This is a genomic window from Streptomyces sp. NPDC002870, from assembly GCF_042888505.1.
GTDB lineage: Bacteria > Actinomycetota > Actinomycetes > Streptomycetales > Streptomycetaceae > Streptomyces.
In genome coordinates this window covers 62746-88973 of record NZ_JBIAPW010000014.1, presented here as the reverse complement: position 1 = coordinate 88973, position 26228 = coordinate 62746, and the positions used below count along the sequence as shown (strand labels likewise).

Here is a 26228-nt window from a genome sequence, read left to right as displayed (position 1 = left end):
GCCGGGTTTAAAAACCGACACCGCTTACCCGCTCCAGCCGCGCGTACGCCCGGCCCAGCCGCCCCGCCCGGGGGGTGTGGGGGGGGGGTGGGGGTTTACCCGTCAACCCCCACACCCCTCACGCATGTCCGTGCCGCACGCCTGGTGGAGTCGAGCCGAGAGTCTGGAAAGATAGGCGCCGACGATGACGTCGCCCCCAGGTCAGGGCCAGCACCACACACCCGCACATCACAAGGAGCGGACATATGCCCATCGCGACTCCCGAGGTCTACAACGAGATGCTCGACCGGGCGAAGGCCGGCAAGTTCGCCTACCCGGCGATCAACGTGACCTCGTCCCAGACTCTGCACGCTGCGCTGCGCGGCTTTGCGGAGGCCGAGAGCGACGGCATCATCCAGATTTCCACCGGCGGTGCCGAGTTCCTGGGCGGCCAGTACAACAAGGACATGGTCACCGGCGCGGTCGCCCTCGCCGAGTTCGCGCACATTGTCGCCGCCAAGTACGACGTCACCGTCGCGCTGCACACCGACCACTGCCCCAAGGACAAGCTGGACGGCTACGTCCGCCCGCTGCTCGCCATCTCCGCCGAGCGCGTCGCAGGCGGCCAGAACCCGCTGTTCCAGTCCCACATGTGGGACGGTTCGGCCGAAACCCTCGCCGACAACCTGGCCATCGGCCAGGAGCTGCTGGCGCAGGCCGCCGCCGCCAAGATCATCCTCGAGGTCGAGATCACCCCGACCGGCGGCGAGGAGGACGGCGTCACCCACGAGATCAACGATGAGCTGTACACCACGGTCGACGACGCGCTGCGCACCGCCGAGGCGCTCGGTCTGGGCGATAAGGGCCGCTACCTGCTGGCCGCCTCATTCGGCAACGTCCACGGCGTCTACAAGCCGGGCAATGTCGTCCTCCGCCCCGAGCTGCTGAAGGACCTGCAGCAGGGCGTGGGCGAGAAGTACGGCAAGACCGCGCCGTTCGACTTCGTCTTCCACGGCGGCTCCGGCTCCACGGCCGAGGAGATCGCCACCGCGCTGGAGAACGGCGTCGTGAAGATGAACCTCGACACCGACACCCAGTACGCCTTCACCCGCCCCGTAGCGGACCACATGTTCAAGAACTACGACGGCGTCCTGAAGGTCGACGGCGAGGTCGGCTCGAAGAAGACCTACGACCCGCGCACCTGGGGCAAGGCGGCCGAGGCCGGCATGGCCAAGCGTGTCACCGAGGCCTGTGCGGCCCTGCGCTCCACGGGCACCAAGCTCAAGTAAGAGCGCTCAGTACGCAGCCTGAACGCAGCCGGGCCCGGCACCCCCTTCACGGGGTGCCGGGCCCGGCTGCATGTCCCGGAAGGGGTCGCGGTGGACGCCCGGATCCGTGCCCTCCGCCGACGCGTCCCAGCCGGGGGCGGCTGGGATGATCCGGCTATGGACAACAGTCCGGGTGGTATCCGGCTTTCCACGGCCACCGGCCGCTGGGTGATTCTCACGACCGTGCTCGGGTCGAGCATGGCGCTGCTCGACTCGACCGTCGTCAATGTCGCACTACCCCGCATCGGAGAGGACCTCGACGCCGACATGGCGGTCCTCCAGTGGACCGTCAACGCCTACACGCTCACCCTGGCCGGGCTGATCCTGCTCGGCGGGGCGCTCGGCGACCGCTACGGGCGGCGGAGGGTCTTCGTCTTCGGCACGATCTGGTTCGCCCTTGGCTCGCTGCTCTGCGGCCTCGCACCGAACGACATTCTCCTGGTGGCCGCCCGCGCCTTGCAGGGCATCGGCGCGGCGCTGCTCACGCCGGGGTCGCTCGCCCTGATCCAGGCGAGCTTCCACCCGGAGGACCGGGCCCGCGCGGTGGGGCTCTGGTCGGGGCTCGGCGGCGTCGGCGCGGCGGTCGGGCCGTTCCTCGGCGGCTGGCTCGTCGACGGGCCCGGCTGGCGCTGGATCTTCCTGATCAATGTGCCGCTGGCCGCGGTGTGCGTACCGGTCGCGCTGAAGCATGTGCCGGAGTCGCGCGACCCGCAGCACCACGGCCGGTTCGACGTGCTGGGGGCGGTGCTCGGCGCGGCGGCGCTGGCGCTGGTGACGTACGGGCTCATCGCGCCGTTGGTGTGGGCGGGCGTCGCGGGCGTGGTCGTCGGGGCGGCCTTCGTGGTGGTCGAGCGTCGGCGGCCGGACCCGATGATGCCTCCGTCGATTTTCCACTCACGGCAGTTCACCGCGGTCAATCTGGTGACGGTGTGCGTGTACGCGGCCTTCGCCGGGTTCTTCTTCCTGACCGCCCTGCAACTCCAGGTGGTGTCGGGCTACTCGGCACTCGGCGCCGGGACCGCGCTGCTGCCCACCACGGTGCTGATGCTGCTCATGTCAGCGAAATCGGGCGAGTTGGGGGAGCGGATCGGCCCGCGCATTCCGCTCACCGTGGGGCCGCTGCTCTGCGCGGGCGGGATGCTGCTGATGCTCCGCGTGGGTGAGAACGCGTCGTACGTGGCCGATGTGCTGCCCGCGCTGCTGGTGATGGGCATGGGCATGGTGACCCTGGTCGCGCCGCTGACCGCGACCGTCCTGGCGTCCGTGGAAACGGGGCGGGCGGGGCTCGCGAGCGGCATCAACAACGCGGCGGCCCGCGCGGCCGGTCTGCTCGCGGTGGCGGCTCTGCCGCTGCTGGCCGGGATGGGGCCGGAGGCGTACCGCTCGGCGGAGCAGTTCGGGGAGACGTTCCGGCGGGCGATGCCGATGTGTGCGGGGGTGCTGGTGGTGGGGGCGCTCATCGCGTGGTCGACGGTGCGGAGGCCTGCGCGGGAGGTGGCGGGGGTGCGGCCGGAGTGCAGGGTCAACTGCGGGGTGGTGGCGCCGCCGCTGGAGCAGGCGCCGGCGCCCGAGCGCTGACCGGGGGCTTGCTCCGGGGCTCCGCCCCGGACCCGCGCCTCAAACTCCCCCAGACTTCGTCCGGGGGGACCCCCACGGGGCTGGATTGGGAGCTCGGCCCCCCCGCACCGCTTCCACGGATCCTCCTGGACCTGTGACACTGGAACCCATGGTCAACCATGAAAATCTGCTGGGGGGACCTCCCCCGACCCACCTGCCCGACGAACCCGAGCCGCGCGAGCTTCTCGCGGCCGGCACGGCCCCGGCGGACGTAGCCGCCAAGTACCCGACTTCCTCGCTGGCCTGGGCCCGGCTCGCCGACGATGCCTTCGAGGGCGGCCGTGTCGTGGAGTCGTACGCCTACGCCCGCACGGGCTACCACCGCGGCCTCGACTCGCTGCGGCGCAGCGGCTGGAAGGGCCACGGCCCGGTGCCGTGGGAGCACGAGCCGAACCGCGGCTTCCTGCGCGCGCTGCACGCGCTGGCCCGCGCGGCTCAGTCGATCGGTGAGCAGGAGGAGTACGAGCGCTGCACGACGTTCCTGCGCGACTCGTCCCAGACGGCCGCGGACACGCTCGGCTGAAGCGGCGGAAACGCTGGGCTGAAGCGGCGGAAACGGTGAGCTGAAGGCAGGCACGCTGAGCCGAAGCATGGAACCGAAGGCCCGTATCCCCTGTCTTGATCATGGGGTACGGGCCTTCGGCCTGTCGGATGGCAAGCGAGGGGGTCTGTCGTGGGCAAGCGTGCCGCCGCACGTGGAGGGCGCAGCGGGAGCCGTAGCAGCGGCAAGAGACCCAGCACCGGCAAGAGACCCAGCCGCCGCCCGCTCGCCCGGATACTCCCGCTCGGCGCGGCCCTCGTCGTCCTCTCGCTCGGCGGCGGCGCGGCCATCGCGCACTGCCACGGCCGGGCGGAATCCGTGCCCGAGGCGGCCGACGACCCCCTCCGCCCGCTCGCGTCCCCGACCGTGACTCCCGAGGCGTCCGACCCGGCCCGCGCCGACCGCTCGGTGCCGGAGCAAGGCCGTGCAACCCCGTCCTCCCGGCCGCCGAAGCCGAAGCCGAAGCTGAAGAAGCCGCCGGTCAAGGTCCCCGCATCCGGCGCGGGCACCTTCAGCACCGCGCAGGCATTCGGCAGCGCCACGGGTTCGGGGCCGCTGCGCCGCTACCGCGTCCAGGTCGAGAACGGCATTGACATCTCGGCGAAGGACGCCGCCGCCGAGATCCAGCAGATCCTCGCCCACCCCCGCGGCTGGGCCGCGCACGGCCGTGGCTCCTTCCAGCTGGTCTCCGGCGACGACGACGCCGACTTCCTGATCAGGATCGCCACGCCGGACACGGCGGACCAGCTCTGCCTCGCGCAGGGCCTCGACACCGGCGGCGAGCTGAACTGCGAGACCGCCGACGGCGTCGTGGTGAATCTGCGCCGCTGGATGCTGGGCTCGCCGAAGTTCGACGGCCCGCCCGCGGAGTACCGGCATCTGATCATCAACCACGAGGTCGGGCACGAAATCGGCAACCGCGACCACCTGGGCTGCCCGGGCCCGGGCAGGCTCGCGCCGGTGATGATGCAGCAGATCAAGGGGCTGGACGGCTGCCGTTCGAACGCCTGGCCGTACGAAGAGGACGGGACGTACATCACAGGCCCGACGCTCTGACCTGCCAGATGGCCACCGGCCTATGATGCCGGTGGGGACCGGGGCTCCCGAGCCAACAGGAAGGGGCGGACCGCTACCCGGACACGTCGAGGAGACAGCGATGTCACATGACGCGGCCCCGAACCTTGATTTCGCGGGCACCACTCCGTACGAGGACTATGTCCAGGCGGACGTTCTCACCCACCTCCAGAAGCCCCTCTCTGACGACCCGGGAGAGATGGTCTTCCTCGTCACCACGCAGGTGATGGAGCTGTGGTTCACCGTGATCGTCCACGAGTGGGAGACGGCGGCGCGCGCACTGCGCGAGGATGATCTGCCGGTCGCCCTCGCCGCGCTGAAGCGCAGCACGTACGAACTGGAGTCGCTCAACGCCTCCTGGAAGCCGCTCGCGCACCTGACGCCCGCCCAGTTCAACGCGTACCGCAGTGCCTTGGGCGAGGGCTCCGGCTTCCAGTCCGCGATGTACCGGCGCATGGAGTTCCTGCTCGGCGAGAAGTCCGCGTCCATGCTGGTGCCGCACCGGGGCGCGCCGCGCGTCCACGCGGAGCTGGAGAAGGCGCTGCAGGAGCCGAGCCTGTACGACGAGGTGCTGAGGCTGCTCGCGCGGCGCGGGCTGCCGGTGCCGTCCGCGGTCCTCGACCGGGATCTCTCGCAGAAGTACGAGCCGTCGGAGGAGATCGAGGAGATCTGGGCCGCGGTGTACGGCGGCGCGGACCAGGACACCGAACTGGTGCGGCTCGGCGAGGCGTTGACGGATGTCGGCGAGCTGGTGTGGCGCTGGCGCAACGACCATCTGGTGGCGACGCGGCGGGCGATGGGCTCCAAGGCGGGTACGGGCGGTTCGGCGGGGGTTGCCTGGCTGGAGAAGCGGGCCCGCAAGAACGTCTTCCCGGAGCTGTGGACGGCGCGCAGCCATGTCTGAGTCACTGGCCGTGAAGGCCGCGGCGCTGGACGCCGCAGACGAACTGGCCGGCGTGCGCAAGCTGTTCGCGCTCGATGAGACGGTCTATCTCGACGGGAACTCCCTCGGCGCGCTGCCGGCACATGTGCCCGAGCGGGTCGCGGATGCAGTGACCCGGCAGTGGGGCGAGCTGCGGATCCGCTCGTGGGACGAGAGCGGCTGGTGGACGGCGCCGGAGCGGATCGGTGACCGGATCGCACCGCTGGTGGGCGCGGGCCCGGGCCAGGTGGTGGTGGGTGACTCCACAAGTGTCAACGTTTTCAAGGCGGTTGTGGGAGCGGTACGGCTGTGCGGGGACGACTCCCGTACGGACATCCTGGTCGACGCGACGACCTTCCCCACGGACGGCTACATCGCCGAGTCGGCGGCCCGGCTCACGGGCAAGCGCCTGGTCCCGGTCGCGCCTGCCGATCTGCCCGCCGCGCTCGGCCCGCGTACGGCGGCCGCGCTGCTCAACCACGTCGACTACCGCACGGGCCGCCTCCACGACCTGCCGTCCCTCACCGCGGCGATCCATGAGGCGGGCGCCCTCGCGGTCTGGGACCTCTGCCACACGGCGGGCGCCCTCCCGGTCGGCCTGGACGCCCACGGCGTGGACCTGGCGGTCGGCTGCACCTACAAGTATCTGAACGGCGGCCCGGGTTCACCGGCGTATCTGTACGTCGCCCAGCGCCACCAGGCCGCGTTCGACTCCCCGCTGCCGGGCTGGAACTCGCACTCGGACCCGTTCGCGATGACGACCGACTTCAGGCCGGCGCCGGGCGCGACCCGCGGCCGGGTCGGGACGCCCGACATCCTGTCGATGCTGGCCCTGGAGGCGGCGCTCGACGTCTGGGACGGCATCTCGATCGACTCGGTACGGGCGAAGAGCCTGGCCCTGACGGACTTCTTCCTGGAGTGCGTCGAGTCGTACGTCCCGGAAGGCCGGGTCGCTTCCATGACCCCGTCGGCCCACGCGTCGCGCGGCAGCCAGATCGCACTGCGCTGCGCGGACGCCCCGTCGGTGATGGAGAAGCTGATCGCCCGCGGAGTGGTGGGGGACCTGCGCAGGCCGGATGTGCTGCGGTTCGGGTTCACGCCGCTGTACGTGGGCTTCGGCGACACGGAGCGGGCGGCGTCGGTCCTGGCGGAGGTACTTGCCGCCTGACGCTGCGCCGAGCTGAACCGACCAGCGGGGAGACTGGTACCTTCCCGCTGGTCAGGTCAATTTCGCGGTCGGTCCGCGGTCGACTCCGCGGTCGGTTCGCGGTCGGTTGCTCGGCCGACTCCGCGGCCGACTCCGCGGTCAATCCCGCCACTCCGTCGGAAGGTTGGAGCAGCAGCAATGCCGGACCCTGTCGCCCGTGACGCCGCCGAGGCCGAGTCGCTCCTCTCGCATCCTGCCGTCGCGCCGGACGCCTCCGTCGCGTACGGGGATCACCCCGACCAGGTCATCGACTTCTATGCGCCGCGAGGCGAGCAGGCCAGTGCGCCGCTCGTCGTCGTGCTGCACGGTGGGGCGTGGCGGGCAGCGTACGACCGGCAGCATGTCACCCCCTTCGCGGACTTTCTTGCCCGGCGTGGGTTCGCCGTCGCGAATGTCGAATACCGGCGCGGGAGCGAGATTCCGCAGCAGCGGGGGAGCGAGCCGGTGGCCGGGCGGTGGCCGGAGACGTTCGACGATGTCGCCGCCGCGATGGACGCGCTGCCCGGGCTTGCGCGGCGCGCGCTGCCGCAGGCGGATGCCCTGCGCACGGTGGTCACGGGGCATTCCGCGGGCGGACAGCTCGCGCTGTGGGCCGCCGCGCGGCATGTGCTGCCCGTCGGGTCGCCGTGGCGGCTGGCCGCGCCGCCCCCGCTGCGCGGGGTCGTCGCGCTCGCGCCGATTGCGGACTTCGCGCAGGCCGTCGAGCTCGATGTGTGCGGCGGCGCGGTGGTCCAGCTCCTCGGCGGGGAGGCGGAGTTCGCGTCGAGGAGTGCGCACGCCGATCCGGCGGCGCTGCTGCCCACCGGCATCGCCACCGCCGTCGTGCAGGGGCGCGTCGACATCGTCGTGCCGTACTCCGTCTCCGAGTCGTACGTCGACGCCGCGGCGAAGGCCGGGGAGACCGTCGGGCTCACGCTGCTTGAAGAAGTCGGGCACTTCCCGCTCATCGACCCGGCGGCGGACGCGTGCGCGGTCGTCGCGGAGGAGATCGACCAGCTCGCCTGGTGAGGCATTCGGTTGCGGACAGAAGATGACCGCAAGCCTTTCTACGGTCGTCACATGACGAATCGAGAGAGCACCGAAGGAATCGTCCTGGTCACCGGAGCGACCGGAACCGTTGGCCGCCAGGTCGTCGCCGAACTCCTCCGCCGTGGACACTCCGTCCGTGCCCTGACCCGTGACCCCGCCAAGGCGGATTTCCCCGCCGGCGTCGAGGTTGCGCAGGGCGATCTCACCGACCCCGAATCCCTCACGCCCGCTCTGGAGAACGTGACCGGCCTCCATCTGATCACCTTCGGCGGGCCGTACTTCGCCCCGCTGGAGACCGGCCCGCAGATTCTCGAACTGGCCCGCAAGGCGGGTGTTCGCCGGGTCACCGTGCTGCACGGCGGCGGCCCCAGCCCGTTGGAGGACGCCGTGCGCGCGAGCAGTTTCGCGTGGACCGTGGTCATGCCGGTGGAATTCATGTCGAACGCGCTGGAGTGGGCGGACGGCATTCGCGGCGACGACGAGGTGCGGGAGCCGTTCACCGGCAGGCTGAGCGCGATGGTCCACGAGGGCGACATCGGCGCGGTCGCCGCGGTGGCGCTCACCGAGGACGGCCACGACGGCAAGGCCTACGTGGTCACCGGCCCGGAGGTACTGACCCTGAAGGACAAGACGGAGGTCCTCGCGGCGACCCGCGGCCGGGAGATCCGGCTCGTCGAGCTGACCGAGGAGCAGGCTGTCGAGCAGTGGAAGGCGGCCGGCCAGCCGGACGATGTGATCGGCTTCCTGCTGGAGGCGTACGGGAACACGCCGCTCGTCGGACGTACGGTCGCCGACACCGTCGAGAAGGTCACGGGCCGCCCGGCGCGGACCTTCGCCGAGTGGGCGGCGGAGCACGCGGACGCGTTCCGCGCGTAATGAGCGCCCCACGCCAAATACCGTCCCGTACCGACACATACATCCCGTACCGCTTCGTCTCGCTTCGTAGCGACTCGTAGCGCCTCGTAGTACTCAGGACGGACGCGGCAGGATCCGTAGCGATGCTGACGACCGCGTCCGTCCTTCCGCTTACCGTTCTGTACGTGACCGAGAAGACCCGCACCCCCGAATTCCGCCTGGCCATGGAGGCCCTGAGCGGCCTCCGCCAGGACCTCTTCCACGATGCCTTCGCCTACCGCCCCCTGCCGCGCAGGCGGACGGACGGGCCGATCACCCGTCGACTCCCGGGCCGGATACGCGACCTTGCGGGGTGGACCCCGCACGCCGTGCTCGTGTTCGGGGCGTTCTTGGTGCTCGTCATGGCGTATGTCGACGGCGACAGTGGAGGCGCCGGACCGGAATTCGTCGTGACCGGGTTCGTTCCCGCCGCCGCGATGGTGATGACGCTGCTCAGGCCGGTCGGCGCGTACTGGCTCTCCCTGCTCAGCACACCCGTCGTCGGCGTGCTGGCCGGCTACTGGCAGGGCTGGCCGTGGACGCCCAGCTCGTTCATCTCGCACCTGACGGTGATGACGGTGGTGGCGGTGCGGACGCGGCCGCGGGCCGCCGCCTGGATGTGGCTGCTGACCGCGGCGTTCGGATTCTTCGCCGAGGTCCTGCTCTCCCGCGGTGGAGTGTCGACCACGCCGCAGATGCTCTTCATCTCGGCGATGGTGCTGCTGGTGACGACCGTGCGGCACGTCCGCCGAGAGGCGAAGCAGGAGGTCGCGGCGCAGCAGACCGTCACGGCCGTCGAGCGCGACAGGCGCACACTCCTCGAGGAGCGCACGACCATCGCCCGCGAGCTGCACGACGTGGTGGCCCACCACATGTCGGTGGTCGCGATCCAGGCGGAGGCCGCGCCCTACCGGGTGGAGAACCCACCGCCCGAGCTGGAGAAGGCCTTCGCCACGATCCGCGAGAACGCGGTGGCGGCGCTGACCGAGCTGCGCCGGGTCCTCGGTGTCGTAAGGGCGGAGGACTACCAGGCCCCCGACGCCCCGCAGCCGGTGCTCGCCGACATAGAGAACCTGCTCTCCAACGTCCGCGAGGCGGGGCTGGAGGTGGAGAAGACGGTGACGGGCGCGGTCCGCGATCTGCCGCAGGGCGTCGAGCTGTCGGCGTACCGGATCGTCCAGGAGGCGCTCAGCAACGCGCTGCGCCACGCGCCCGGGTCCTCGGCGAAGGTCGAGATCTCCTACGTACTCGGCGGCCTCGGCCTGCGCATCGTGAACACCGCGCCGCGGGGACTGGTGAAACCGTCGCCGGGCGCGGGCCACGGCATCACGGGCATGCGGGAGCGGGTGACGATGCTGAACGGCGAGATGACCGCGGAGCCGACGGAGGACGGCGGCTACCAGGTGACCGCCTTCATCCCCGTCGCGGCCGTCCCCGCCGCCACCGCCGCCGTCCCCGCCGACGAGGAGCCGTCATGACGATCCGCGTGCTCGTCGTCGACGACCAGATGATGGTCCGCGAGGGCTTCTCGGTCCTGCTGAACGCGATGCCCGACATCGAGGTCGTGGGCGAGGCCGTGAACGGCCGCGAGGCGATCGCCAAGGTCGCCGAACTCGCACCGGACGTGGTGCTGATGGACATCCGTATGCCGGAGCTGAACGGCATCGAGGCGACCCGCGAGATCGCCGCGGCGCACCCCGGGTCCAAGGTGCTGGTGCTGACGACGTTCGACCTCGACGAGTACGTGTACCAGGCGCTGCGCGCGGGGGCGTCCGGCTTCCTGCTGAAGGACGCGTCCGCGCGTCAGCTCGCGGACGGTGTACGGGTGGTGGCGGCGGGCGAGGCGCTGCTGGCGCCGACGGTCACGCGCCGCCTGATCACGGAGTTCTCGAAGCTCTCCCAGAACCCGCGCCCGCCGGCGCTGGCCCAGGTGGGCGATCTGACGGAGCGCGAGACGGAGGTGCTGGTGCTGATCGCGCAGGGTCTGTCGAACGCGGAGATCGCCTCGCACCTGGTGGTCGCGGAGTCGACGATCAAGACGCATGTGAGCAGGGTGCTGGTGAAGCTGGGGTTGCGGGACCGTACGCAGGCGGCGGTGTTCGCGTACGAGGCGAGGCTGGTCACGCCGGGCTGAGCACTCCCCGGGGCTCGGCCCCCGGGCCCGCGCCTCAAAGGTCGGCGGGGCTGGTTTCGGGGCTCGGCCCCGTCCGACCTGGGGGTCTCCCCGGACCCCGCGGGCGGGGCCCGCACCGGGGACGCCGGGCCCTGACGGACGGGCTCACCGTCGGCTAGCGTCCCCGTATGGCAGACGCCTTCGAACCCTGGTCACCCGCATTCGTCGCTGACCCCTACCCCGCCTACGCCGAGCTCCGCGCCCGCGGACGCGTGCACTACTACGAGCCCACCCGCCAGTGGCTGATCCCGCACCACGCCGACGTCTCCGCGCTGCTGCGAGACCGGCGGCTAGGGCGGACGTACCTGCACCGTTTCACGCACGATGAGTTCGGGCGTACGCCCCCGCCCGCCGCGCACGAGCCGTTCCACACGCTCAACGACTACGGGATGCTCGACCTCGAGGCTCCCGACCACACTCGCATCCGGCGACTCGTGTCGAAGGCCTTCACGCCGCGCACCGTCGAGGCGCTCGTGCCCACCGTGCGCAGGCTCGCGGCCGAGCTTGTCGGCCGGCTCAAGGACAACGGCGGAGGTGATCTGCTCGCCGAGGTCGCCGAGCCGCTGCCGGTCGCCGTCATCGCGGAGATGCTCGGGATTCCGCCGTCCGACCGCGCGCTGCTGCGGCCCTGGTCGGCGGACATCTGCGGGATGTACGAGCTGAATCCGTCCGAGGAGACCGCCGCCCGCGCGGTCCGCGCCTCGGTCGAATTCAGCGCATATCTACGGGAGTTGATCGCCGAGCGGCGCACCTCGCCCGGCGGCGACCTGATCTCCGCGCTCATCGCCGCGCACGACGAGGGAGACCGGCTGAGCGAGCAGGAGATGATCTCCACCTGTGTGCTGCTGCTGAACGCGGGCCACGAGGCGACGGTCAACGCCACCGCGAACGGCTGGTGGACTCTCTTCCGCAACCCTGCCCAGCTCGCCGCGCTCCGCGCCGACCACACACTTCTGTCCACAGCTGTGGAGGAGCTGATGCGGTACGACACCCCGCTCCAGCTGTTCGAACGCTGGGTACTCGACGACATCGAGATCGACGGGACCCGCGTCCCGCGCGGCTCCGAACTCGCCCTGCTCTTCGGCTCCGCGAACCGGGACCCGGAGAAGTTCGAGAACCCGGACACCCTCGACCTCGCCCGCGCCGACAACCCGCACGTCAGCTTCGGCGCGGGCATCCACTACTGCCTCGGGGCGCCGCTCGCGCGTATCGAACTGGCGGCGTCATTCGGCGAGTTGCTGCGGGAGGCGCCGGGGATGCGGCTGGCGGGGGAGCCGGAGTGGAAGGCGGGGTTTGTGATCCGGGGCGTGAGGGAGCTGCTGGTCGAGCTGTGACCCTCCCCCACCCGGTCCGGGGCGGAGCCCCGGTTGAGGACAACCTGCCGCCCGACGCCCCCGGCTACCCCGCCACCGCCGCCGCCGGCAACGTCAACCCCCACGCCCCCGCCCGCAGCGTCCACGTCCGCGTCCTCACCGGCCCCGTCACCAGCGCGTCCGCCCGGTAGCGGAAGTCCGCGCCCGACACCGTCACCGTCAGGGCGCGCGCCATGACCGGGTCCGCATGCGCGCCGTGCCGGACGACCACCTCCGCGCGGCCGTCTCCCGCCCGCACCGTCACCGCCTCCACCACCTGGTCCAGGTCCGTCAGCAGCACTCCGTCCGCCTCCACCCGCAGCCGGTGCGTCCGCACCACCGGAGCCGGCGGCGTGCGGACCAGCGTGCGGACCAGCGAGCGGCAGGTGTCCCACACCGACACGCCGTTCGCCGCGGAAGCCGTCCGCGCCGACGCCGCCGGGATCGACAGATCCCCCAGCACCACCCCGTCGCTCTCGTCGACCAGCAGGTCGAGACGGCGTACGGCCCCGTCGAGCACCGCCCGTGCCGCCGCCACCGCCCCCCGTGGCACGCCCAGCGAATGCGCCAGTTCCACGGAGGCCGACGGCCCCACCGGCACCAGCGCCAGCGCCCCGTCACCCAGCCAGCGATCCCGGTGCAGCAGTGCCACCGCACGCAGCAGCGCCCGGTCGTCACCGATCACCACCGGCCGCCTCGACCCCCTGCGGGCCAGTGCCCGCGCGAATTCCTCCGGCCCCTCGGGGAGGCAGATCTTCGCCTCCGACCCGCCACACAGCACATCTTTCGCAATTCGCACGGACTCGCCGTCACTTCGGCGGGCGACCGGGTCGATGACCACCAGTAGCTGGTCGTGAGCCGACACCTCGGTCCTTCCTCGGGTAGCATCTTTGTGCAAGAGCCCCTTGCGCTATTGCGCCAGGGGCTTCGTCTATTCCGGGGCAACCGGTCCGAAGACTCAGGCACGGCTCAGGCCCCCTGACCTTGGTCTTGCCCCGCCCGGAAGGGGTGTACGCCTGTGCCCGCACTTGTGCTGCTCGGTGCTCAGTGGGGTGACGAAGGCAAGGGAAAGGCCACCGACCTGCTCGGTGGATCCGTGGATTATGTAGTGCGTTACCAGGGCGGCAACAACGCCGGCCACACGGTTGTCGTCGGCGACCAGAAGTATGCGCTGCATCTCCTCCCTTCCGGAATCCTCTCGCCGGGATGTACTCCGGTCATCGGCAACGGCGTCGTCGTGGATCCGGCGGTTCTGCTCTCCGAGCTGAGCGGGCTGAACGACCGCGGTGTCGACACGTCCAAGCTCCTGATCAGCGGTAACGCGCACTTGATCACTCCGTACAACGTCACCATCGACAAGGTGACGGAACGGTTCCTCGGCAAGCGGAAGATCGGCACGACCGGCCGCGGCATCGGCCCGACCTACGCCGACAAGATCAACCGCACCGGCATCCGCGTCCAGGACCTCTACGACGAGTCGATCCTGGAGCAGAAGGTCGAGGCGGCGCTGGAGTCCAAGAATCAGCTCCTCGCCAAGGTCTACAACCGACGCGCCATCGAGGCCGGCAAGATCGTCGAAGAGATGCTCCAGTACGCGGAGCAGATCAAGCCGTTCGTCGCCGACACCACGCTGATCCTGAACAACGCGATCGACGAGGGCAAGGTCGTCCTCTTCGAGGGCGGCCAGGGCACGCTGCTCGACGTCGACCACGGCACGTATCCCTTCGTCACCTCGTCGAACCCGACCGCGGGCGGCGCCTGCACCGGCGCCGGCGTCGGCCCGACGAAGATCAGCCGGGTCATCGGCATCCTCAAGGCGTACACGACCCGTGTCGGAGCCGGCCCGTTCCCGACGGAGCTCTTCGACGAGGACGGCGAGGCGCTGCGCCGCATCGGGCACGAGCGGGGGGTGACCACCGGCCGTGACCGCCGCTGCGGCTGGTTCGACGCGGTCATCGCGCGGTACGCGACCCGGGTCAACGGCCTGACCGACTTCTTCCTCACCAAGCTGGACGTACTGACCGGCTGGGAGCAGATCCCGGTCTGCGTCGCGTACGAGATCGACGGCAAGCGTGTCGAGGAACTCCCGTACTCCCAGACCGACTTCCACCACGCGAAGCCGGTGTACGAGTACCTGCCGGGCTGGTCCGAGGACATCACAGAGGCCAAGACCTTCGCGGACCTGCCGAAGAACGCGCAGGACTATGTGAAGGCGCTGGAGGAGATGTCGGGCGCGCCGATCTCGGCGATCGGTGTGGGCCCCGGCCGTACCGAGACGATCCAGATCAACTCGTTCCTGTAGGGCGGCAGTTGAAACGCGCCCCGGTGCCCTGGTGGGCGCCGGGGCGCGGGGCTCACGCGAAACGCGTGTCGCGGCCGACCTTCTCCCACGCCGTGATGTCCGCGCGCACCTGGTCGAGGTGGCCGAGCACCGCGTCGATCGAGTCCTCCCCGAGCGCCAGCCGCAGCGGCGTCTCTTCGGCGTCCAGTGCCGCGAGGATCGCGGTCGCCGCCTTGGCCGGATCGCCCGGCTGCGCGCCGTCCCCGGTCTCCACCATCCGCCGGGTCGCGCCCACCGACTCCTCGTAGTCCGCCGAACCGGCGATCTCCGCGCTGGCGCTGTTCTTGCCGAACAGGCTGGTGCGGAAGGACCCCGGTTCCACGATCAGCACCTTGATGCCCAGCCGCCCCACCTCGTCGGCCAGCGCCTCGGACAGGCCCTCCAGCGCGAACTTCGTGGCGCTGTACGCGGAGAAACCGGCGAAGGACATCTGCCCGCCCACGCTGCTCAGCTGCACGATCGCGCCGGAGCGGCGGGCGCGCATATGCGGCAGTACGGCCCGGGTCAGCGCGGCGGGGCCGAAGACATGGACGTCGAACAGCGAGCGCAGCTCGGCGTCTGTGGTCTCCTCGACCGCGCCGACGTGGGTGCGGCCCGCATTGTTGACCAGTACGTCGATCCGGCCGTGCCGGTCGGTCACATCCCGTACGACGTCCTCGGCCGCGGCGGTGTCGGTGACGTCCAGCGCGAGCGCCTCCACCTGGCCGGGGTGGGCGGCGACTACGTCGTCCAGCGTGGCGATGCGGCGGGCGGTGGCGACGACGACATCGCCGGCGGCGACCGCCGCCTCGGCGATCGCCCGGCCGAAGCCGCTGTTCGCTCCCGTGATCAGCCAGACCTTGTTCATCGGTCACTCCCTCGATCGTCGATCTCTCCAAGTCCTCAACCACCGTGCCTCGCGACGCGAGTGGCCGTCCAAGACCTGGCGTGATAGCCAATGGTTATGGACGTGCACGGACGGGATCTCCGGTACTTCGTCGGCGTGGCCGAGGAGCTTCACTTCACCCGCGCGGCCGAGCGGCTGTTCCTGTCACAGCCCGCGCTGAGCAAGCAGATCAGGATGCTGGAGCGGCAGCTCGGCGCGCCGCTGTTCGAGCGGGACAGTCGTGGGGTGCGGCTGACCCCGGTCGGTACGGCGCTGCTGCCCCACGCCCGCCGGACCCTCGCCGCCTGGGCCGCCGCAGAGGAGGCCGTCGAGCGCGCCAAGGCCGAGCAGCAGGCCACCCTCGTGGTGGGCATGAGCACCAGCCCCGGCCGCGGCGGGTTGCTGCCCGCGATCCGTTCCCGCTTCACCGCCGCCTGCGCACACGCCCAGGTCAGGCTGCGCCAGGTCGGCTGGGAGGACGCGACGGCGGGGCTGGCGGACGGCACGAGCGATGTGGCGTACGTGTGGCTGCCGCTCCCGGACCCGGACCGCTACCGGTGGCTTGTGGTGGCCGCAGAGCCGCGCCTCGTCGCCCTGCCTGAGACGCATCCGCTGGCCGTGCGGGAGACGGTCGACTTCGCGGATCTGCTGGACGAGCCGTTCCTGGCGCTGCCGGAGAGCACCGGTGAGCTGCGCGACTACTGGCTCGCGCTGGACGCCCGCGGCGGTCGCCCGGCCCGAATCGGCGCGGAGATCGCCGGTACGGAGGAGACGTACGAGGCGCTCGTCGACGGCCGCGGTGTATGTCTGGTGGCCACGGGCAACGCGCCGCTGCTCACCCTGGGCGGTGTCGTCACCCGCCCCGTGACCGGCGTCTCGCCGAGCCGGCTCGCCGTCGCCTGGCGGGCTGATGACCGGCGCGATCTGGTGCGCCACTATGTCCTGGCGGCCCGACAGGTCGCGGAAAAGTCCGCGGAACAGGTCGCGGCCGGCAAATCCGGCCCGGCCGGCGAATGAGGCGCGGGGGTCCCCCCAAGCCCGCCAGGGCGTAGGGGGAGGGTCCGGGGCGGAGCCCCGGAGAGCCCCCCGCTCAGCCCTCGCCGCAGATCCGCAGCCCCTTCGGCGTCGCGCACGGCAGATGGCCGTGCGTGCGGATGACGTCCTGCCCGTTCCCCCGGCTCATATAGCCGAGGAAACTGGAGGCGAGCGAGTCGGCGGGCGGCTGGCCGTAGGTGTACGCGTACTCGATCTCCCGGTACGGGTACGCGCTCTCGCCGATGTCGTCCACCGACGGCGGTTCTCCGTCGATGTTCAACCGGTGCAGCCCCTTGAGCCCGGTCCCGGCGCGCAGTTCGCTGTAGCCGATCGCTCCCGGCAGCCGGGCCACGGTGCTCAGCACCTGTTCCGTGCTGTCGAGCTCGCAGCGTACGACCTCGGCCTCGCCGTCGTCCTTGCTCTCGCAGTCCCGCGAGGAGTTCGCGGGCTCGTTCCGCAGCAGCACCCGGCGCTGGAAGACCTCGCGGGTACCGGAGTTGGCGTCCCTGCTCACCAGCAGGATGGGCATATCGGGCCCGCCCAGCTCGTTCCAGTTGTTGATCTCGCCGCGGTAGAGCCTGCGAATGTCGTCGGTCGACAGATTCCGCACCGGCACCTTGTCGTTGACGACGAGAGCGAAGACGGAGACGGCGACGCGCTCCTCCCGCAGCTGCGGATAGCCACCCGGCTTGTGCCCGTCGGCGAGGGCGATCAGTGCGGGAGCGCCGCTCTTGGCCTGTGCGCCCGCCTCTGCGAGCGCCCTTATCCCGGCGGTGCTGCCGTGCGCGTCGACAACGACGGTGGAACCTTCGCAGTCCTTCTCGTACTTCTTCGCCAGCTCCTTCACGACGGGCGCGAAGGCGGTCGAACCGGTCAGCGTCAGCGTGCCCTTGGCGCAGCCGATCGGGGGCCGGGTGTCGTCCTGTACGACGATGATCGTGGAGAGCGTGACCACACAGACGGTCAGCAGCACGGTGATCCAGCGCGCCGCCCGGCTGAACAGCGGAGCCTTGTCGTCGGGCGTCGTGCTGCGGTTGGGCATCACGTCCCCGTCGCGGATACCGCCGGTGACCTTGACCTCGCAGCCGATCGGGCCGCCGGTGAGAAGCACCAGCAGCTTGAAGTGCTGGCCCCGGTTGAGCGGGACCCGCGGCAGATGGATCGTGCTGCCGGTGTGGCGCATGCCCGCGGCCGGGGTGAAGTGGTCCATCAGATACTCGGCGCCCGGGGGCTGGGTGACGGCGATGGCCCGTACGGTCCGGTCGGTGAACTCGGCGGTCAGGCCGTGGACTTCACGTCCGGTGTAGTCGTCGTTGGCGATGCTCTGCGAGCCGTCGTTCTCGATGCGCAGGAGAACGAGCGTGGCGTCGGACATCTCCGGGGCCTCATTGAACAGCCCGAGCCGGAAGTTGGGCCGCCCGGCGCGTACGTCGCTGCCGATGGGGGTGTCCAGCTGGACGCGATACCCGATGCGCTTGCGCCGCGGCACCCGGCGTTCGTACCAGAGCACGGCGGCGGAGGCGAAGATGCCGAGCACGGCGGTGCCGACGGCGACGACGTTCTCGGCGCTGAGCCACTCCACGGATTCTTCTCCTCGCACTCTCGGCGGCGGCAACCGTATGGGAAGTGGGGCGGCGGGGATGGGGAGTTGGCGTCCGGACTCCGGATGTTCGCCGAGCGTTCAGTTCGCCCTGGAGGGTGAACTCCTGACGGGGGAGCGGGCTCGGCCGCCCGTGGATTCGACCCCATTTTCGGCAAATGAGGGGTCGGCAGGACCGATTTCCGGCATCGGGTAATTCGAACTGCGGGTTTGGCATAGTCAGTTGGCACTTGCGGTGATCACGGTGCGTGGCGATACGGTCACCGGACCCGACAGAAGGAAGGTCGTCGTGACCATCCAGTTAGACCGGCCCGAGACGGTATACCACCGGTATACTGTCGTCATGGCTGACACCACCGTCAAGGTTGACCCCGCTGTCCGCGACCGCCTCCTGGTGCTTGCCCGGGAGCGCGGCATGACCATGCGCGATCTCATCGCAGAGCTGGCCGGAGCCACACCCACCAAGGAAGAGCTCAGGAAGCGGTACGAGGAGACCAAGGCCTACTGCGAGACCCACTTCGGAGTGACGCTCACGGACGAGGACCACGACAGGGCCGAAAAGGTCTGGCAGGAGCTCGAGGCCGGTCGGCCCGTGGACAGCCTGTGAACCGATCCACCGCAGTCGTCTACGACGAGACCGCACTCCTCGCGCTGGGCTCCGGCAACCGGCTGGCCTCGCAGTTCATGTCCAACACCGAGCACGGCCCCACTCGGCACGTGTACGTACCCGCTCTCTCCCTGATGGCAGCCGACGGCATGCGGAAGGGGCTGGCCGAGCACGTGGGCGCGTTGCCCGCTGCCGAGATCGTGGAGCTGGACTTCTCGGGTGTATGCGCAGTGGGCGCACTGATTCGTGACGGGGTGGAGTGGCGGCTGGGCCACGCGATCCACCTGTCCCGCCCGTCGATCGACTGGCCGGACGGCCGACCTGTGGTGACGGCCGAGCCAGAACTGTACGCGGACATGCCGCTGGTACGGACGATCAGGCTGCCCGAACAGCGCTGACCGCTTACCAGGCGCGGGGCCCGGAACCGTCCGAGCCCCGCGCCTTCGCGTCAGGTCACTGAGACCCGTCCACGCGGCGCAGCGCGCACCGCGCCGGGCCCGCCGCGCGCAGGGTGATCCCCGTGTCGACCGGGACATCGACGTCGACGGCGTCCAGCTCGTACTCCCGAAGGATCATCGCCAGCGCCAGCACCGACTCCAGCATCGAGAAGTGCTGGCCGATGCACGCACGCGGTCCGCCGCCGAACGGGAACCACGCGTACCGCGGCCGCTCCTTCTCCCGCTCCGGCGTGAACCGTTCCGGGTCGAAGCGCTCCGGATCGTCCCAGTACCCCGGATGCCGGTGCGTCACCCAGGGCGCGACGATCACATCCGCGCCGGCCGGGATCGTGTGCCCCCCGACCTCCGCCGCTGCGACCGCCCGGCGGCCGATGACCGGACCCGCCGGATAGAGGCGCATCGCCTCCTTCAGCACCTGCGTCAGATACGGGAGTGCGTCGAGATCCGCGGCTCCTGGTGTCCGTCCGTTCAGTACGCGTACGACCTCGTCCCGCGCCCGTGCCTGCTGCTCGGGGTGGCGGGCCAGCAGATGCAGCGCGAACGCGAGCGACGTGGCCGTCGTCTCATGCCCCGCGAGCAGGAACACCAGTACCTGGTCGCGGATCTCGGACGCGTCGAGGGACCCGTCCTCCGCGCTCTCGGCCTGGGAGAGGAGAGTCAGCAGATCCTCGCCCTGTGCCGCATCCCCCTCCGCGCGCCGCTTCTCGACGATCCCGTCGCACACCGCGTACAGCTCCTCCATCGCGGCGGCGGCCCGCCGGTTGGCGGGAGTCGGCCAGCTGCGCGGGAAGTTGGCGGGGGAGTAGCCGCGGGTGAGCGTGTACTCCCCGATGATCGGGAAACAGCGCTGCACGACGTCGACCGCCGCGTCGACGTCCGTGCCGAACAGGATGCGGGCGACCGCCCGCAGCGTGAGCCGGGTCGTCTCGGCGACGACGTCCACCGTGGCGTCCGGGGCGGTGCGCCAGGTGGAGAGCAGAGCCGAGGTCTCGGCGGTGACGGCGTCGGCGTAGCCGTCGACCCGGCGGCGGGTGAACAGCGGCTGCACGAGCCGCCGCTGCCGGAGGTAGTCGTCGTCCTGGCTGGTCAGCAGGCCATTGCCGAACGACTCCCGGACTTCCTGGTAAAAGGCGTTGTCCTTACGGAAGTTGGCCGATTCCGTCGCCAGCACCTGCTGTGCGCCCTCCGCGGAGAACACCGCGTACAGCTCGGCCCGCAGCCCGGGCGGGCCCGCGGTGATCCTGACGACGTCGCCGTGCTCGCGCTGTGCGTTGAGGAAGGTGCCGAGCGAGTCCCGCTTGAGCTCGAACATCGAGCCCAGTAACGGCAGCCCCGCCGGACCCGGTACCGGTGTGTCCGTTGTCGTCATGGCTCCTCCTGCGTACGGGTTCAGCTCGCCCAGTCGAGGAAGTTCGTCCAGGCGGTGGGGGCGACGGCGAAGGTGGGGCCGTCGGTGACCTTGGAGTCGCGGATGTGGACGGTGTGGGGGCAGGCGGCGACCTCTACGCAGCTGCCACCGCTGTCATCGCTGTACGAGGACTTGCGCCAGTCGAAGGCGATCTCGACGCACTCGCCGCCGCTGGCGCTGCTGTAGCTGGACTTGAACCACCGCAGGGTGCTGCTCATGGATGCTCTCCTGCCAACCGCTCGATGAGGCCCAGCGATTCACGAGGACCCAGGGCCTGTGCCCGGATCTTCGCATACCGCTGGGCACATGTGCTCACCTTTGCAGGGTCCTTGATCAGCAGGCTTTCGTCCTGCGCCTCCAGGTACACCAGGTGGTCGTGTTCCGGGGTTTCCACCAGAGTCAACTCGCTGTGGGCGCCTGCGTGCTCGCCACTTAAGCCGCAGTCCAGCGGCAGCACCTGGAGCGTCACGTTGCGCCTTCGCGCACACTCCGCCAGGTGCAGCAGCTGGCCGCGCATCACCTCTTCGCCGCCGATCGTCCGCCTCACCACGGACTCCTCCAGCACCAGCTCGATCAGCGCCACCGGCTCCCGCTCGAACAGCGCCTTCCGCGCCATCCTCGCCTCGACCAGCTCCTCCACCCGCTCCTCGGAGAGCGGCGGATAACCCCCGCCGATGAGCGCCCGCGCGTACTCCTCCGTCTGGAACAGGCCGTGAACTACGAACGTTGCGTACAGGGACAGCCCCAGAGCCCTCTGCTCCAGCAGCGCGTAGTCCTTGAACTGCGCCGGGTACTTGTCCAGCCGTACATACTCCCGCGCCTGCTCGAAGATCCCCATCCCGTCCCCGAACACCCGCTCCAGCGCGACGAGCATCTCGTCGCTCGCGGGCTGCGCGCATGTCTCCATCGCGCTCACCGCCGCTCCCGAGAATCCGAGTTCGCTGCCCGCCTGCTCCTGCGTCCACCCCTTCTTGATGCGCATATTGCGGGCGATGCCCGCCACCAGACGCGTCGCCGGGCCCGCCGTTTCCTTGTTTTCCGCACGTGCCATTTGCGATCACCGTTTCGACTCAACCGGACTCAACCGGTCTCAACCAGTCCCCGCCGAATTCAACCCGCCCCAAAGGAAGTTCGCGCAGGTCAACCCCTGCCCGACGCCCCCTGCGAGTCATGGAAAACGCTAGCCAAGGTCACCCAGACTGTCCGTGTGGATACGCAAAGTCGCCAACTAAACCTCGATTGGATTCCGGCTTCCGGATTCCAGCTCCGTAAGGCCGGCGTGCAATTCGACGCCGTCCGGGTCGACGACGAAGACGGTCGCCGACTCGCCGATCTCCTGGAGGCGATGACCGGCGGCGACCCCGGGCCGGTCGTCATCGAGGCGCACGGGAGACGGTCCTTGTACTTCCTCGTACCGGCGGGCAGTACGTCGTACCGCGCCTGGCCGCGCGGGGTTACCCGGCTCAACTCGGGCCCTGCGCACGTCAGCTACGTCCCCGTGCCCGCCCTGCGCGGCCGCACCTGGCCGCTGTCCTGGCGTTTCCCGCCAGTCGAGGCGGACCGGTTCGTACACCCGCTCCTTCTCCTCAGCGCCGCGTCCGCGCTCCTGAGTTGAACAGTCCGGCGGAGCGGCACGTACTGAGGTGTGGGGGCCCCTGGTTTCAGGGGCCCACGGGCTTGTGACGCTATGTCGGTACGACCTTGGGGCCGCGTATGAGGCACGCACGACGCAAACTCCAGCGGATCGCGCGGCTGGCGGCCGTCGGCGGGTTGGTCTGCGGCGGGCTGATGGTCTCGAACGCCGTGGCGAGCGAACCGCCCGCCCCGTCCGCCGATCCGGTCGCGAGTCTGGTCTCCCAGCTCGGTGCGTCCCGTACCGCGGGGAGCTGGATGGGGGCCGACGGGCGCCCGGTCGTCGCGGTCACCGACGCGGACGCGGCGGACGAGGTGCGGGAGGCGGGGGCGCGCGCCGAAGTCGTGCGCTACAGCATGGGGGAACTCCGCTCGGCCACCGAGGCCCTGAGCTCGGCGCCCCGGGTGGCCGGTACCGCTTGGGCGGTGGACTACGCGTCCAACAGGGTCATGGTGCGCGCCGACAGCACCGTCTCCGCCGACGACTGGTCGCGCATGTCCGACGTCGCCGAGGGGATCGGCGGCTCCGTCCACATGGAACGGACCGAGGGCGCCTTCACCACCAGGGTGAGCGATGGCCTCCCGGTCTTCTCCGGCGACGGCCGCTGCTCCGTGGGCTTCAATGTGACCGACGGCCAGAACAACTTCATACTCACGGCCGGGCACTGCGGCCCCGTCGGCACCACCTGGTTCCAGGACGGTCGGCGCGCCGAGCTGGTCGGCACCACGACGGACTCCTCCTTCCCGGGCGCCGATTACTCCCTCGTGCGGTACGAGAGTGGCGAGCCGGTCGACGTGACCAACGTCGTGGGCATCGGCGACGGCCGGGGGGTGCGGATCATCGGCGCTGCCGATCCCGTCGTCGGTCAGCGCGTCTTCCGCAGCGGCAGCACCACGGGGTTCCGCTCCGGACAGGTGACCGCGTTGAACGCGACGGTGAATTACCCCGAGGGCACCGTCACCGGCCTGATCGAGACCACGGTCTGCGCCGAGTCCGGGGACAGCGGGGGCCCGCTGTTCTCGGAGGGGCTGGCGCTGGGCATGACCTCGGGTGGCAGCGGGGACTGCGACAGCGGGGGCACGACGTTCTTCCAGCCCGCGACCAAGGCCCTGGAAGCCCTCGGGGTGAGCCTGGTGGCCGCCCCTCCGGCTTCCGGCGGCGGTGATGACGGGACCGCCCCCGCCCCATCGGCCACCGCCGGAGCAGTCCCGCCGGCGTCGCCCGGGTCTTCCGGGCTGGCGGACGGAACGAGAAGGGTCACCGGGATCACGGAATTCGGAAGTCTCGGCCCGGGGCTGGTCGTCATCGGCGCGAGTCTGGTCGGACTCGTGGCCGCCCGCTGGATTCTGTCGGCCCAGGAGCGCAGGAACTTCCGTAGCTTCTACAGCGCGAGCTGGGGCTGAGGTCTCAGCCCTGCTTCGTGTACGTGATGGGCTCGCCGCCGGAGCCCATCAGCTCGCGGACGATCGTGGTGTCGTCGGGCATGTCCAGTCGGCTCCACTGACCCGGTGAGCACTGCTTCGGGTCGCCGAACGTGACCTGGGTCGGGCCGAGTTCGAGGGGCGGACCCGGGGCGCGGAGGGTGGCCGACCAGCGGCAGTCGTAGTTCGGGCCGGTGCCCGACAGGGTCATGACCGTCTCGCCCGTCGCGCCCTCGGTGATCGTCATGACGCGGGTGTTGGTGCCGTCGGCGGTGTCGAAGGAGCCCTGCCAGGTGCCGACGTACTCCTGTGGGACGCCGTCGTCCTGGCTCGGGGGCGCGGAGGAGGACGTACTCGGGCCGGGTGTGGGCGAGTTGGCCGGTGACGAGGTCGTCGGTCCCGGCTTGGGATCGTCGATGGCGCCGGTGTCCTTCTTCTTGCCGGCGTCGCCCATGAACGCGTAGACCGAGGTGCCTGCCGCGACCGCGACGAGCAGGGCGACTGCGACGAGAGCGACGGTGCCGCGGCGGCGTGGGGGCGCGGGAGCGGCCGGGAAGTAGGGGCTGGTGGGGCCGGTCCCGTGGGGTGTGGGGGGAGCGGGCTGCTGGGGGCCGTAGCCATAGCTGTTGTGGGCGTACGCGTGGGGCGGCGGGGGCGGCGGAGGCGTGGGCATCCGCACGGGCGGCTTCGGGGCTTCCGCGCTCACCGCCGTCATCGTCGGCGGCTGTTGCTGTTGCTGCTGCACCGGTGCCGCGGCGGGCTGTTCCACCTCCAGCAACTGGACCGCGTGGCGGCCGAGTTGGGCGATCAGCGCGCTCGGCAGCCAGGGTTCGGGGTCCGCGTCGGAGGTCGTGCGTTCCAGGATCTGCTCGATCGTCGGGCGGGCCTCGGGGTCCTTGTGGAGGCAGTCCCGTACGAGATCCAGCAGGCCCTCTGGGAGATCCGCCAGGTCCGGCTCCTCCTGCGCGATGCGGAACATCAACGCGTGCACGCCGCTGTCGGCCGAACCGAAGGGGAGCCGGCCGGTCGCCGCGTACGCGAGGACCGAGCCGAGGCAGAAGATGTCGCACGCCGCGGTCACGCGGTCGCCGCGTACCTGCTCGGGGGCCATGAAGCCGGGGGAGCCGACGAGCGCGCCGGTGCGGGTCAGGCCGCCGTCGGTGACCGTTTCCAGGGCGCGTGCGATGCCGAAGTCGATGACGCGGGGGCCGTCGATGGTGATCAGGATGTTGGACGGCTTGAGGTCGCGGTGGATGAGGTCGGCCCCGTGGATGTTCCGCAGGGCGTGCGCGAGGCCGGAGGCGAGGAGGCGGACCGAGCGCTCGGGGAGCGGGCCGTGGTCGCCGGAGACGACGGTGTGCAGGGCGGGACCGGCGATGTAGCCGGTGGCGACCCAGGGGATCGGGGCCTCGGTGTCGGCGTCGAGGACGGGGGCGGTCCACTCACCGCCGACCCGCAGCGCGGCGCGAACCTCCTGGCGGAAGCGGCTGCGGAACTCCTCCTGCTCGGCGAGCTCCTGGCGTACGAGCTTGACGGCGACCGTGCGGCCGCGGTCGGAACGGGCGAGGAAGACCTGGCCCATGCCGCCCGCGCCGAGCCGGGCCAGCAGACGGTACTCGCCGATGCGCTGTGGATCCCCTGGTGCCAGCTGCTCCATCGCCGCGCGCCTTCCCCCGGTACCGCTTGTGTTGGTCGGACTTGAGGATAGTGCGCGATCAGCCGGGCCTTGTAGGCCAGAATCTGACCTAGTCACCGCCTACCGTCGGTCCTGCGAGCCCGACCCCGTACGCGAGGAGACTGTCATGGCGGTAAAGCCGGTTCCCGAGGGCTACACGAGCGTCACGCCGTGGATCATTTCGCAGGACGCGGCCGGTGTCATCGACTATCTGAAAGCGGCTTTCGGGGCGGTCGAGTTGGCGCGGATGACCGGCGAGGACGGCCGGATCGGGCATGCGGAGGTACGGATCGGGGACGCCGTCGTCATGCTCTTCGACGCGCCGAGCGCCGACTGGCCACCGACGCCGGCGTTCCTGCGGCTGTACGTCGAGGACGCGGACGCGGTCCACCGGCGGGCGGTGGAGGCGGGTGGCCAGTCGGTCACGGAGGTGACGCATCTGTTCTTCGGGGACCGGGTGGGGCGGGTGCGGGATCCGTTCGGCAACCTGTACTGGATCCAGACGCACATCGAGGATGTGAGCGAGGAGGAGATGGAACGGCGCCTCGGGGACCCGGTGTTCAGCAAAGCGATGGACTACGTCACGAGCGCGGACTTCTTTCCGGGGGCTCCTGGCCGCTGATGCTGTCGAGGGCCTTGGACAGCCGCTCCAGGGCTTTTGCCGTCTCGGCGAACCGGTCTTCGCCGAGGGCTTCGGCGAGGCGGGCCGCCAGGTCCGCGTGACCGGGGTCGATCTTCGCGATCGCGGCGCGGCCTTCGTCGGTGGGGCGCAGCAGCTTGGCGCGGCGGTGGGCGGGGTTGGGTTCGTACGCGGCGAGGCCCCGCTCGACGAGGAGATCGGCGATGCGCTGGACGCTCTGGCGGGTGATGCCCATCTCGCGGGCGATCCCGGCGACGGGCTGGGGCTCGCGCAGTACGGCGCCGAGGACCTGCCACCAGGCGGCGGTCAGCCCGGCCGGTCTGGCCAACTCGTCGGAGACGGCGAGGAACTGGCCGTTCAGCCGGAAGACGCCGAGGGCTGTGCGGCTGAGCAGGTCCTGGTGTTCGCGGCCCACTTCGCGGCTCCTCG

General features: G+C 70.6%; 26 protein-coding genes. 18 read left to right on the top strand and 8 right to left on the bottom strand.

All coding sequences use genetic code 11. The features are described from left to right. Positions 1-245 precede the first annotated feature (245 nt). The 11 genes from fbaA (at position 246) to ACFYWY_RS19280 (ending at position 12098) form a co-directional block, all read left to right on the top strand. On the top strand, positions 246-1268 hold the full coding sequence (fbaA, locus tag ACFYWY_RS19330; RefSeq protein WP_389187715.1) for a class II fructose-bisphosphate aldolase: 1023 nt from the start codon (positions 246-248) through the stop codon (positions 1266-1268). Between the two features lie 156 nt (positions 1269-1424). After that, the gene (locus ACFYWY_RS19325) at positions 1425-2885 is read left to right on the top strand and encodes an MFS transporter (RefSeq protein WP_389187712.1); all 1461 of its coding nucleotides are present in this window, start codon (positions 1425-1427) and stop codon (positions 2883-2885) included. Positions 2886-3033: 148 nt separating this feature from the next. Further along, a complete protein-coding gene (locus ACFYWY_RS19320; protein WP_389187709.1) occupies positions 3034-3447 on the top strand; it encodes a DUF3151 domain-containing protein in 414 nt (137 codons plus the stop codon). 150 nt (positions 3448-3597) lie between these two features. Beyond that, positions 3598-4521 carry a DUF3152 domain-containing protein gene (locus ACFYWY_RS19315; RefSeq protein WP_389187706.1) on the top strand — a complete coding sequence of 308 codons (924 nt, stop codon included), beginning with the start codon at positions 3598-3600 and terminating at the stop codon, positions 4519-4521. A 100-nt stretch (positions 4522-4621) separates the two neighbouring features. Continuing rightward, on the top strand, positions 4622-5443 hold the full coding sequence (locus ACFYWY_RS19310; RefSeq protein ID WP_389187703.1) for a tryptophan 2,3-dioxygenase family protein: 822 nt from the start codon (positions 4622-4624) through the stop codon (positions 5441-5443). Further along, positions 5436-6629, top strand: coding sequence for a kynureninase (gene kynU, locus ACFYWY_RS19305; RefSeq protein ID WP_389187700.1), 1194 nt, complete (start codon positions 5436-5438; stop codon positions 6627-6629). The genes ACFYWY_RS19310 and kynU overlap by 8 nt, the downstream gene beginning before the upstream one ends. A gap of 177 nt (positions 6630-6806) precedes the next feature. Next, a complete protein-coding gene (locus tag ACFYWY_RS19300; protein ID WP_389187698.1) occupies positions 6807-7676 on the top strand; it encodes an alpha/beta hydrolase family protein in 870 nt (289 codons plus the stop codon). Positions 7677-7727: 51 nt separating this feature from the next. Then, positions 7728-8573 (top strand): NAD(P)H-binding protein, encoded by an 846-nt coding sequence (locus tag ACFYWY_RS19295; RefSeq protein WP_389187695.1) that lies wholly within the window; start codon positions 7728-7730, stop codon positions 8571-8573. A gap of 122 nt (positions 8574-8695) precedes the next feature. Then, a complete protein-coding gene (locus ACFYWY_RS19290; RefSeq protein ID WP_389187692.1) occupies positions 8696-10069 on the top strand; it encodes a sensor histidine kinase in 1374 nt (457 codons plus the stop codon). Beyond that, complete coding sequence (locus ACFYWY_RS19285; RefSeq protein ID WP_389187689.1) at positions 10066-10725, top strand: response regulator; 660 nt, start codon at positions 10066-10068, stop codon at positions 10723-10725. Before ACFYWY_RS19290 ends, ACFYWY_RS19285 begins: the two co-directional genes overlap by 4 nt. A gap of 167 nt (positions 10726-10892) precedes the next feature. Continuing rightward, entirely contained in the window at positions 10893-12098 is a 1206-nt protein-coding gene (locus ACFYWY_RS19280) for a cytochrome P450 (RefSeq protein WP_389187686.1), read from the top strand. A gap of 64 nt (positions 12099-12162) precedes the next feature. On the opposite strand, the gene ACFYWY_RS19275 is transcribed toward ACFYWY_RS19280, so the two are convergent. After that, a complete protein-coding gene (locus ACFYWY_RS19275) occupies positions 12163-12981 on the bottom strand; it encodes a diacylglycerol kinase (RefSeq protein ID WP_389187684.1) in 819 nt (272 codons plus the stop codon). A gap of 153 nt (positions 12982-13134) precedes the next feature. On the opposite strand from ACFYWY_RS19275, the gene ACFYWY_RS19270 reads away from it, so the two are divergent. Continuing rightward, a complete protein-coding gene (locus tag ACFYWY_RS19270; RefSeq protein WP_389187681.1) occupies positions 13135-14418 on the top strand; it encodes an adenylosuccinate synthase in 1284 nt (427 codons plus the stop codon). A 52-nt stretch (positions 14419-14470) separates the two neighbouring features. Here ACFYWY_RS19270 and ACFYWY_RS19265 read toward each other — a convergent pair whose 3' ends face one another. Next, positions 14471-15304, bottom strand: a complete 834-nt coding sequence (locus tag ACFYWY_RS19265) for an oxidoreductase (RefSeq protein ID WP_389187678.1) — start codon at positions 15302-15304, stop codon at positions 14471-14473. Positions 15305-15394: 90 nt separating this feature from the next. Between ACFYWY_RS19265 and ACFYWY_RS19260 the strand changes: the two genes are divergently transcribed. Continuing rightward, a complete protein-coding gene (locus ACFYWY_RS19260) occupies positions 15395-16339 on the top strand; it encodes a LysR substrate-binding domain-containing protein (RefSeq protein WP_389187676.1) in 945 nt (314 codons plus the stop codon). A gap of 73 nt (positions 16340-16412) precedes the next feature. On the opposite strand, the gene ACFYWY_RS19255 is transcribed toward ACFYWY_RS19260, so the two are convergent. Continuing rightward, the gene (locus ACFYWY_RS19255; RefSeq protein ID WP_389187673.1) at positions 16413-17939 is read right to left on the bottom strand and encodes a substrate-binding domain-containing protein; all 1527 of its coding nucleotides are present in this window, start codon (positions 17937-17939) and stop codon (positions 16413-16415) included. Between the two features lie 361 nt (positions 17940-18300). On the opposite strand from ACFYWY_RS19255, the gene ACFYWY_RS19250 reads away from it, so the two are divergent. Together ACFYWY_RS19250 and ACFYWY_RS19245 are read left to right on the top strand one after the other, a co-directional pair. Continuing rightward, entirely contained in the window at positions 18301-18564 is a 264-nt protein-coding gene (locus tag ACFYWY_RS19250; RefSeq protein ID WP_389187670.1) for a hypothetical protein, read from the top strand. Further along, on the top strand, positions 18561-18962 hold the full coding sequence (locus ACFYWY_RS19245) for a hypothetical protein (RefSeq protein WP_389187667.1): 402 nt from the start codon (positions 18561-18563) through the stop codon (positions 18960-18962). Before ACFYWY_RS19250 ends, ACFYWY_RS19245 begins: the two co-directional genes overlap by 4 nt. A 55-nt stretch (positions 18963-19017) precedes the next feature. Here the strand turns inward: ACFYWY_RS19245 and ACFYWY_RS19240 are convergent, their stop codons facing one another. Genes ACFYWY_RS19240 through ACFYWY_RS19230 form a run of 3 tightly spaced genes read right to left on the bottom strand, consistent with a single transcriptional unit; the run spans position 19018 to position 21481 of the window. Beyond that, a complete protein-coding gene (locus tag ACFYWY_RS19240; RefSeq protein WP_389187664.1) occupies positions 19018-20391 on the bottom strand; it encodes a cytochrome P450 in 1374 nt (457 codons plus the stop codon). 20 nt (positions 20392-20411) lie between these two features. Beyond that, on the bottom strand, positions 20412-20648 hold the full coding sequence (locus ACFYWY_RS19235; RefSeq protein ID WP_389187662.1) for a DUF397 domain-containing protein: 237 nt from the start codon (positions 20646-20648) through the stop codon (positions 20412-20414). Beyond that, on the bottom strand, positions 20645-21481 hold the full coding sequence (locus tag ACFYWY_RS19230; RefSeq protein WP_389187659.1) for a Scr1 family TA system antitoxin-like transcriptional regulator: 837 nt from the start codon (positions 21479-21481) through the stop codon (positions 20645-20647). The genes ACFYWY_RS19235 and ACFYWY_RS19230 overlap by 4 nt, the downstream gene beginning before the upstream one ends. A gap of 228 nt (positions 21482-21709) precedes the next feature. Between ACFYWY_RS19230 and ACFYWY_RS19225 the strand changes: the two genes are divergently transcribed. Then, positions 21710-22045 carry a hypothetical protein gene (locus ACFYWY_RS19225; protein WP_389187657.1) on the top strand — a complete coding sequence of 112 codons (336 nt, stop codon included), beginning with the start codon at positions 21710-21712 and terminating at the stop codon, positions 22043-22045. A gap of 98 nt (positions 22046-22143) precedes the next feature. Then, complete coding sequence (locus ACFYWY_RS19220) at positions 22144-23466, top strand: S1 family peptidase (RefSeq protein ID WP_389187654.1); 1323 nt, start codon at positions 22144-22146, stop codon at positions 23464-23466. 4 nt (positions 23467-23470) lie between these two features. On the opposite strand, the gene ACFYWY_RS19215 is transcribed toward ACFYWY_RS19220, so the two are convergent. After that, complete coding sequence (locus tag ACFYWY_RS19215; RefSeq protein WP_389187651.1) at positions 23471-25141, bottom strand: serine/threonine-protein kinase; 1671 nt, start codon at positions 25139-25141, stop codon at positions 23471-23473. Between the two features lie 145 nt (positions 25142-25286). Here ACFYWY_RS19215 and ACFYWY_RS19210 point away from each other — a divergent pair, with 145 nt between their 5' ends. Next, on the top strand, positions 25287-25781 hold the full coding sequence (locus tag ACFYWY_RS19210) for a VOC family protein (RefSeq protein WP_389187649.1): 495 nt from the start codon (positions 25287-25289) through the stop codon (positions 25779-25781). On the opposite strand, the gene ACFYWY_RS19205 is transcribed toward ACFYWY_RS19210, so the two are convergent. Continuing rightward, positions 25741-26214: a MarR family winged helix-turn-helix transcriptional regulator gene (locus ACFYWY_RS19205; protein WP_389188025.1), complete on the bottom strand. Its 474-nt coding sequence runs from the start codon at positions 26212-26214 to the stop codon at positions 25741-25743. The two genes, ACFYWY_RS19210 and ACFYWY_RS19205, sit on opposite strands and share 41 nt — an antisense overlap. Between the last annotated feature and the right edge of the window lie 14 nt (positions 26215-26228).

Coding starts and splice junctions, on each gene's coding strand:
- fbaA (WP_389187715.1), top strand. CDS start 246: ATGCCCATCGCGACTCCCGAGGTCTACAACGAGATGCTCGACCGGGCG.
- ACFYWY_RS19325 (WP_389187712.1), top strand. CDS start 1,425: ATGGACAACAGTCCGGGTGGTATCCGGCTTTCCACGGCCACCGGCCGC.
- ACFYWY_RS19320 (WP_389187709.1), top strand. CDS start 3,034: ATGGTCAACCATGAAAATCTGCTGGGGGGACCTCCCCCGACCCACCTG.
- ACFYWY_RS19310 (WP_389187703.1), top strand. CDS start 4,622: ATGTCACATGACGCGGCCCCGAACCTTGATTTCGCGGGCACCACTCCG.
- kynU (WP_389187700.1), top strand. CDS start 5,436: ATGTCTGAGTCACTGGCCGTGAAGGCCGCGGCGCTGGACGCCGCAGAC.
- ACFYWY_RS19300 (WP_389187698.1), top strand. CDS start 6,807: ATGCCGGACCCTGTCGCCCGTGACGCCGCCGAGGCCGAGTCGCTCCTC.
- ACFYWY_RS19295 (WP_389187695.1), top strand. CDS start 7,728: ATGACGAATCGAGAGAGCACCGAAGGAATCGTCCTGGTCACCGGAGCG.
- ACFYWY_RS19290 (WP_389187692.1), top strand. CDS start 8,696: ATGCTGACGACCGCGTCCGTCCTTCCGCTTACCGTTCTGTACGTGACC.
- ACFYWY_RS19285 (WP_389187689.1), top strand. CDS start 10,066: ATGACGATCCGCGTGCTCGTCGTCGACGACCAGATGATGGTCCGCGAG.
- ACFYWY_RS19280 (WP_389187686.1), top strand. CDS start 10,893: ATGGCAGACGCCTTCGAACCCTGGTCACCCGCATTCGTCGCTGACCCC.
- ACFYWY_RS19265 (WP_389187678.1), bottom strand. CDS start 15,304: ATGAACAAGGTCTGGCTGATCACGGGAGCGAACAGCGGCTTCGGCCGG.
- ACFYWY_RS19260 (WP_389187676.1), top strand. CDS start 15,395: ATGGTTATGGACGTGCACGGACGGGATCTCCGGTACTTCGTCGGCGTG.
- ACFYWY_RS19250 (WP_389187670.1), top strand. CDS start 18,301: ATGGCTGACACCACCGTCAAGGTTGACCCCGCTGTCCGCGACCGCCTC.
- ACFYWY_RS19240 (WP_389187664.1), bottom strand. CDS start 20,391: ATGACGACAACGGACACACCGGTACCGGGTCCGGCGGGGCTGCCGTTA.
- ACFYWY_RS19235 (WP_389187662.1), bottom strand. CDS start 20,648: ATGAGCAGCACCCTGCGGTGGTTCAAGTCCAGCTACAGCAGCGCCAGC.
- ACFYWY_RS19230 (WP_389187659.1), bottom strand. CDS start 21,481: ATGGCACGTGCGGAAAACAAGGAAACGGCGGGCCCGGCGACGCGTCTG.
- ACFYWY_RS19220 (WP_389187654.1), top strand. CDS start 22,144: ATGAGGCACGCACGACGCAAACTCCAGCGGATCGCGCGGCTGGCGGCC.
- ACFYWY_RS19215 (WP_389187651.1), bottom strand. CDS start 25,141: ATGGAGCAGCTGGCACCAGGGGATCCACAGCGCATCGGCGAGTACCGT.
- ACFYWY_RS19210 (WP_389187649.1), top strand. CDS start 25,287: ATGGCGGTAAAGCCGGTTCCCGAGGGCTACACGAGCGTCACGCCGTGG.